We start from the raw sequence: 6300 nt of genomic DNA, 5'->3' as shown, positions 1-6300 counted from the left end.
CCGGTGAAACCGAACAACCTCATCACCACTCGGATCCCAACGCGAACCAGACACAACCAACACCAACTTTCCAATCAGTGTTGCAACGATCCCTAGAACTTGGGCAAGCGGGCAGAAACGACGAAAACCCCGAGCTTCCCTTTGGGGAGCTCGGGGCGTCGATAAGCGGGATGCTTTTTACATCATGCCGCCCATTGCCTCCGGGTCCATTGCGGGAGCTGCGGGCTCCGGCTTCTGAGCCACAACCGCCTCGGTGGTGAGGAACAGTGCGGCGATGGAAGCAGCGTTCTGCAGAGCGGAACGGGTGACCTTAGCCGGGTCAGCGATGCCGTTAGCGAGCATCTCAACATACTCGCCCGTAGCGGCGTTCAGGCCCTGGCCTGCCGGGAGGTTAGCCACCTTGTCGGCGACAACACCCGGCTCCAAGCCAGCGTTCAGAGCGATCTGCTTCAGCGGTGCAGAAAGAGCCTCGCGGACGATCTTCACGCCGGTAGCCTCGTCGCCCTCGTAGCCGAGGTCGCCCTCGAGCTCCTTAGCTGCCTGCAGGAGTGCGACGCCACCGCCGGCGACGATGCCCTCCTCGACCGCTGCCTTCGCGTTGCGGACAGCGTCCTCGATGCGCAGCTTGCGCTCCTTGAGCTCCACCTCGGTGGCGGCGCCGACCTTGAGCACTGCAACGCCGCCAGCCAGCTTGGCCAGGCGCTCCTGCAGCTTCTCACGGTCGTAATCGGAATCGGAGTTCTCGATCTCGGCGCGGATCTGCTTCACACGGCCCTCGATCTGAGCCTGCTCGCCAGCGCCCTGAACGATCGTGGTGTCGTCCTTGGTGATCACAGCCTTGCGTGCCTGGCCGAGCAGCTCAATGCCAGCGGTGTCCAGGGACAGACCAACCTCTTCGGAGATGACCTGGCCGCCGGTCAGGATCGCGATGTCCTGCAGCATTGCCTTGCGACGATCACCGAAGCCCGGTGCCTTCACAGCAACGGACTTGAAAGTGCCGCGGATCTTGTTGACCACGAGGGTGGACAGCGCCTCACCCTCGACATCCTCAGCGATGATCAGCAGCGGCTTGCCGGACTGCATGACCTGCTCCAGGACCGGGACGAGCTCCTTGACGTTGGAGATCTTGCCGGAGACGAGAAGGATGTACGGATCCTCCAGCACAGCCTCGCCGCGCTCCATGTCGGTGGCGAAGTATGCGGAGATGTAGCCCTTGTCGAAGCGCATGCCCTCGGTGACCTCAAGGTCAACGCCGAAGGTGTTGGACTCCTCAACGGTAATGACGGACTCCTTGTTCACGGAGCCGTTGCCGACGGCATACATAGCCTCGGCGATCTTCTTGCCGATCTCCGGGTCAGAAGCCGAAATACCTGCAGTGGAAGCGATCTCCTCCTCGGTCTCGACCTCCTTCGCGGAATCGAGCAGGAGGGAGGAAACCTTGTCGGTTGCAGCCTGGATGCCGCGCTTAATGCCCATCGGGTTGGAGCCAGCAGCCACGTTACGCAGGCCCTCGCGCACGAGCGCCTGGGCCAGAACGGTCGCGGTGGTGGTGCCGTCGCCAGCGACGTCGTCGGTCTTCTTAGCGACTTCCTTGACCAGCTCAGCACCGATCTTCTCGTAAGGATCCTCGAGCTCAATATCCCGAGCAATCGTCACACCGTCATTAGTAATAGCCGGTGCGCCCCAGGACTTCTCCAGGACCACGTTGCGGCCCTTGGGGCCGAGGGTGACCTTCACAGCATCAGCAAGGGTGTTCAGGCCCTGCTCGAGGCTGCGACGTGCTTCCTCATCGAATGCGATCATCTTTGCCATGTGAGTTTGTTGCTCCTCTATATATAGGGAAATGCGACGCCACTCTCACGTCTACAAGGTCCAAGCGGGCGCCCGCGACGGCACGGCTGGTGAGTGCAAAACAGCCTCACCCGCTCGAAATTGACTTTTTAGCACTCACTTGGCGGGAGTGCTAAAGCCATTTTTAGCAGTGTGAGGCTGCGAGTGCAATGTCAGACCCGGGGGCCACCGGGCCGCTGCACGTGGTGGAACGTCTAGACCGCTGCGGCCGGATCGCGGTTGACCGCGTGAGTCACCTCGGCCGCCTTCGCGGTGCGCTTGTAAATGAACGCCACCGCGGCGACGAACAGAACCACACCGATGAGCGTGGTCCAGCCGCTCTCCTCGAAGACCTCCAGTGGGCTCTCACCCTGCGAAGCCGCGATGATACCGGCATTGACCACACCAAATAGGGACTCGCCCACGATCAGACCGGTGGCGCCCAACGTGCCCATGCGCTTAGCGAATTCCGGGTTGCGCTGGTGTGCTGCCCAACGGTTGTAGAAGTACGCGAGGAACGCACCGATCGGCACCATCACGGTGACGCTGACCGGCAGGTACATGCCCATACCCACAGCCAGCGGCGGCAGCGAGTACTTCTTATCGGTCGTGGCCGACAAGATCTCATCAACAATGATCACGGCGGTGCCGATAGCAGCACCCAGGAAGATCAGGTTCCAGTTCAAGGAATCGTCGAAAATGCCACTTGCCACCGACGACATCAGCGCCGCCTGCGGAGCAGCCAACGCATCCGGGCCAGCACCCTCCATGCCCTGGAAACCGAAGCCGGTGAGCATCAGCTGCAGAACCGGCGGGATGACCACAGAACCGAAGATCACACCGATGACCAAAGCCACCTGCTGCTTCCACGGCGTCGCACCGACCAGCTGACCAGTCTTAAGGTCCTGCAGGTTGTCATTGGAAATCGTCGCAATACCGAACACGATCGCGGCAGTGAACAACGTGTAGGCAATCAAGGACGATGCGGAAGCATCCGTGCCAGCCATGAACGCAGCGATCAGAAGTGCCGAAGCGATCACAGCGATGATGCCCACCGAAGAAATCGGCGAGTTCGACGCACCGATCAGACCAGCCATGTAGCCACACACCGAAGCGATGACCAGGCCGACGATGAGAATGAACAGCACGGAGATCGCCGTGAGCAGGAATGCGTGCTCATGAATATCGGTGCCACGCTGGAAGTCCCACAGCAAGAAACCGATCGGGATCATAGACAGCAAAATAACGGTACTGACAATCGGGAACGGAATGTCCTGCTCTGTCACATCCACATCCCGGCCAGCCGCACGCTTGCGGGAGCTAGCCAGAGAAGCACTCACGCCCTTGGTCACCGGGCCAGCAATCTTGACCAGTGTCCACAGTGCAGCAACAGCCATGGTGCCCACGCCGATGAAGCGGATCTCCGAGGAGAACGTGGTGGTGACGAGTTCGGTGAGGTCGGCCGCCGAGCCGTCGATAAGCGACGAAGTGCGCCATGGAAGCAGAACGAAGAAGGAAATGACAACGCCCACGAGCATCGCGATACCCACGGTGAGGCCCACGAGGTGGCCGACGCCGATGAGCGCGAGGGAGAGCGAACCGCCGAGCATCGTTGCGCCCGGACCGAATTTGAAGACCGCGGAGACCTCGCTGGCTGCTGCCTTCATTGCGGCAAGCAGGCTGTAACCTGCGGAAACGAGACCGCCGATGACGATGATGCGCAGGCCCTTCTCGTTTTCCTCATTGTGCGGATCACCATCGCCGACGCGCAGGACCTCAGCTGCTGCCACACCTTCCGGGTACGGCAGGTCAGAGCCCGTAACCAGCGCGCGACGCAGCGGCACCGAGAACATCACACCCAAAATGCCGCCGAGAGCACACACCAGCGAGGTGGTCCAGAACGGGAAGCCCTGCCAGTAGCCGATCATGACCAGGCCCGGCAGCACGAAGATGATTGCTGACAGCGTGCCTGCCGCCGAGGCAATCGTTTGCACAATGTTGTTTTCCTTCACATTGTGCCCAGCGAATTTACGCAGCACCGCCATCGAGATGACTGCTGCAGGAATCGATGTAGCGAACGTCAGACCAACCTTCAACCCCAGGTAGACATTCGCGGCAGTGAACACGAGCGTGATCAGCCCGCCGATGATGATGCCGCGCAGTGTTAGCTCGCGCAGGCTCGTCCCGTTATCCATTTCCGACCTTTCTTACGGTGTATTGGCAGGGATCTTACTCCTGACTCCAACAATCGTTGAAACCGCAATAACCTAAGCTCAGGCCCCCTGTTTTCACCCCTCTGGCACACGCGCGGAAACACCTTTAGAACGTGCCGCGGAACCGCCCGCTTTCCCTGCGCACAATCACCACTGCTTTCGGCTGCGGCAGCCAAAACCGGAAGTATTTGTCCTTCATCTGCGCAATCGCTGCTTGCTGCGCAGCCGCGCCGGCATTGATTTTCGGCTCATACAGGTTGATCAGGTGGCCGTCGCCAGCGAACACTTGGCGCTTAATGTCGCGCGGCAGTCCGATCGCCGCGTCACACCAACTAAACAGCAGTTCTTCCCCCGACGGCAGGCGCGCGACCTTGCGGTTTTGCAGTGGCTCATCGTTGCCCTTCCACCGCGCGTTCTTATCCACGGCCAGATCTACCGCCACCACATGCCCGTATTCGCGCTTCACCACCGGATCAAACAAGTCCCTGACACGGGATCCGAAGACCTGCACAAGAAAGGACACCAGCAGCAGCACGATAAGGACCGCCCGCACTGGATGCTCCGCTGCATCAGCCATCAGCCCTGAGAACCACTCCGCCATAGGCACACACTCCCCCGCTTTGATGTGGCGCCGATTTTAGCAACCCGGACATACCTCGCCCGTCCACTTTGGGCGCTGGTACGTTCGAGCTCATGAGCACTTTTGAACCGAACCGCGAACGGATCTTCAACGACCTTTCTGCACTCGTCTCTTTCAACTCCCCGCACTCTGTACCGGAGCTTGCCGACCAGCACTCGGCCGCTGCCGATTGGGTCGCTAATGCACTCGCCGAGCGTGGCCTTGAGGTTGAGCGCCACGCCACCGTGGACAATGCGGACGCCATCATCGCCCGCAAGCACGTCAGCGATGACGCCCCGACCGTCCTTCTTTATTCGCACTACGACGTCGTGCCCGCCGGCGACGCATCCGCCTGGACCGCCGACCCGTTCACCCTCACCGAACGCGATGGCCGCTGGTACGGCCGTGGCGCCGCCGATTGCAAGGGCAACGTAGCCATGCACCTCGAGGCACTACGGCTTATCGACGACGCCGGCGGCACCGACGCAAACCTCGTCGTCCTCGTCGAAGGCTCTGAGGAGCTCGGCGGCGGTGGCCTGGAAAAACTCATTGAGGAACAGCCAGAACTGTTTGCGGCCGACATCATCCTCATCGCCGACTCCGGCAATGTCACCGTGGGCACCCCGACCCTGACCACCGCGCTGCGTGGCGGCGCTCAGCTCAAGGTCACGGTGGAGACCCTCCGCGGTGCGATCCACTCCGGCACCTTCGGTGGCCCTGCCCCGGACCCGGTCGCAGCACTGATCCGCACGCTTGATTCGCTTCGCGACGAAACCGGCCGCACCACCATCGACGGCCTCGACGACGCACTTTCCGCCACCTGGTCTGGCCAGCCCTATGACACCGATGCCTTCCGCAATGACGCCGGCGTTCTCGACGGCGTCTCCCTGATGGGCGATATTGATAATGGTGGTGAAAACGCCGCTGACATGGTGTGGGCTCGCCCCGCTGTAACCATCATTGGTTTCACCTCCACCCCGGTTGACCAGGCAGTCAATGCGATCATCCCGCGCGCAGAGGCCCAGCTGAACCTGCGCGTCCCCGCCGGCATGGACCCGGCCACCGCTGCGGAAGCCCTGAAGAAGCACCTCATTGACCACACCCCATGGGGCGCCAAGGTCGAGGTAGAGATCTTCGACATCAACCACGGCTTCTCCACCGATCCCTCCCAGCCCGCCATCGCCCTGCTTGGCGAGTGCCTGCAGGAGGCATACAAGGAAGCAGCCGGTTCCGACCCGGCCGTCACCGCATCGACAGACCTGGTCTCTGTCGGTTCGGGCGGCTCCATCCCGCTGACCGCCACGCTGCAGAAGCACTACCCGGACGCAGCTATCGCCATGTACGGCGTGGAAGACAACAACGCTGGCATCCACTCCATCGACGAGTCGGTCCACCCGCATGAAATCGAGCGCGTCGCTGTTGCCGAGGCGAAATTCCTCCAGCGCGTCACCAAGCTCTAGCCCCACTCGGTAGACCCACTCAGTCCGGCATCCCGGGACCGGCGCCCTGTTAGCCCGGCACCCCGGCCCCCGGCCCCCGCCGGCCACGTCCCCCCACCTCAAGGGGCCGGTGGATTTAGATCACATTCGCCTCCAGGAACGCGGCTAAAACCCCAGGTCAGATTTAGTTGCACCGGCA

4 protein-coding genes are annotated in these 6300 nt (G+C 61.7%); 1 reads left to right on the top strand and 3 read right to left on the bottom strand.

The features are described from left to right. Nucleotides 1–177: 177 nt before the first annotated feature. From groL to Q0X21_RS09730, 3 genes are all read right to left on the bottom strand, one after another. On the bottom strand, nucleotides 178–1812 hold the full coding sequence (gene groL, locus Q0X21_RS09740) for a chaperonin GroEL (RefSeq protein WP_297851689.1): 1635 nt from the start codon (nucleotides 1810–1812) through the stop codon (nucleotides 178–180). Between the two features lie 233 nt (nucleotides 1813–2045). After that, nucleotides 2046–4025 (bottom strand): OPT family oligopeptide transporter, encoded by a 1980-nt coding sequence (locus Q0X21_RS09735; protein ID WP_297851688.1) that lies wholly within the window; start codon nucleotides 4023–4025, stop codon nucleotides 2046–2048. A gap of 124 nt (nucleotides 4026–4149) precedes the next feature. Then, complete coding sequence (locus tag Q0X21_RS09730) at nucleotides 4150–4620, bottom strand: hypothetical protein (RefSeq protein ID WP_297851687.1); 471 nt, start codon at nucleotides 4618–4620, stop codon at nucleotides 4150–4152. A 116-nt stretch (nucleotides 4621–4736) separates the two neighbouring features. On the opposite strand from Q0X21_RS09730, the gene Q0X21_RS09725 reads away from it, so the two are divergent. Then, nucleotides 4737–6122: a M20/M25/M40 family metallo-hydrolase gene (locus tag Q0X21_RS09725; RefSeq protein ID WP_297851686.1), complete on the top strand. Its 1386-nt coding sequence runs from the start codon at nucleotides 4737–4739 to the stop codon at nucleotides 6120–6122. Nucleotides 6123–6300 lie beyond the last annotated feature (178 nt).

Source organism: uncultured Corynebacterium sp. (assembly GCF_947253065.1).
Taxonomy (GTDB): domain Bacteria; phylum Actinomycetota; class Actinomycetes; order Mycobacteriales; family Mycobacteriaceae; genus Corynebacterium.
This window is presented reverse-complemented; position numbering and strand designations above follow the sequence as displayed.

Excerpts from the sequence above, each read along its gene's own strand:
- groL (WP_297851689.1), bottom strand. The coding sequence starts at position 1,812 with ATGGCAAAGATGATCGCATTCGATGAGGAAGCACGTCGCAGCCTCGAG.
- Q0X21_RS09735 (WP_297851688.1), bottom strand. The coding sequence starts at position 4,025 with ATGGATAACGGGACGAGCCTGCGCGAGCTAACACTGCGCGGCATCATC.
- Q0X21_RS09730 (WP_297851687.1), bottom strand. The coding sequence starts at position 4,620 with ATGGCTGATGCAGCGGAGCATCCAGTGCGGGCGGTCCTTATCGTGCTG.
- Q0X21_RS09725 (WP_297851686.1), top strand. The coding sequence starts at position 4,737 with ATGAGCACTTTTGAACCGAACCGCGAACGGATCTTCAACGACCTTTCT.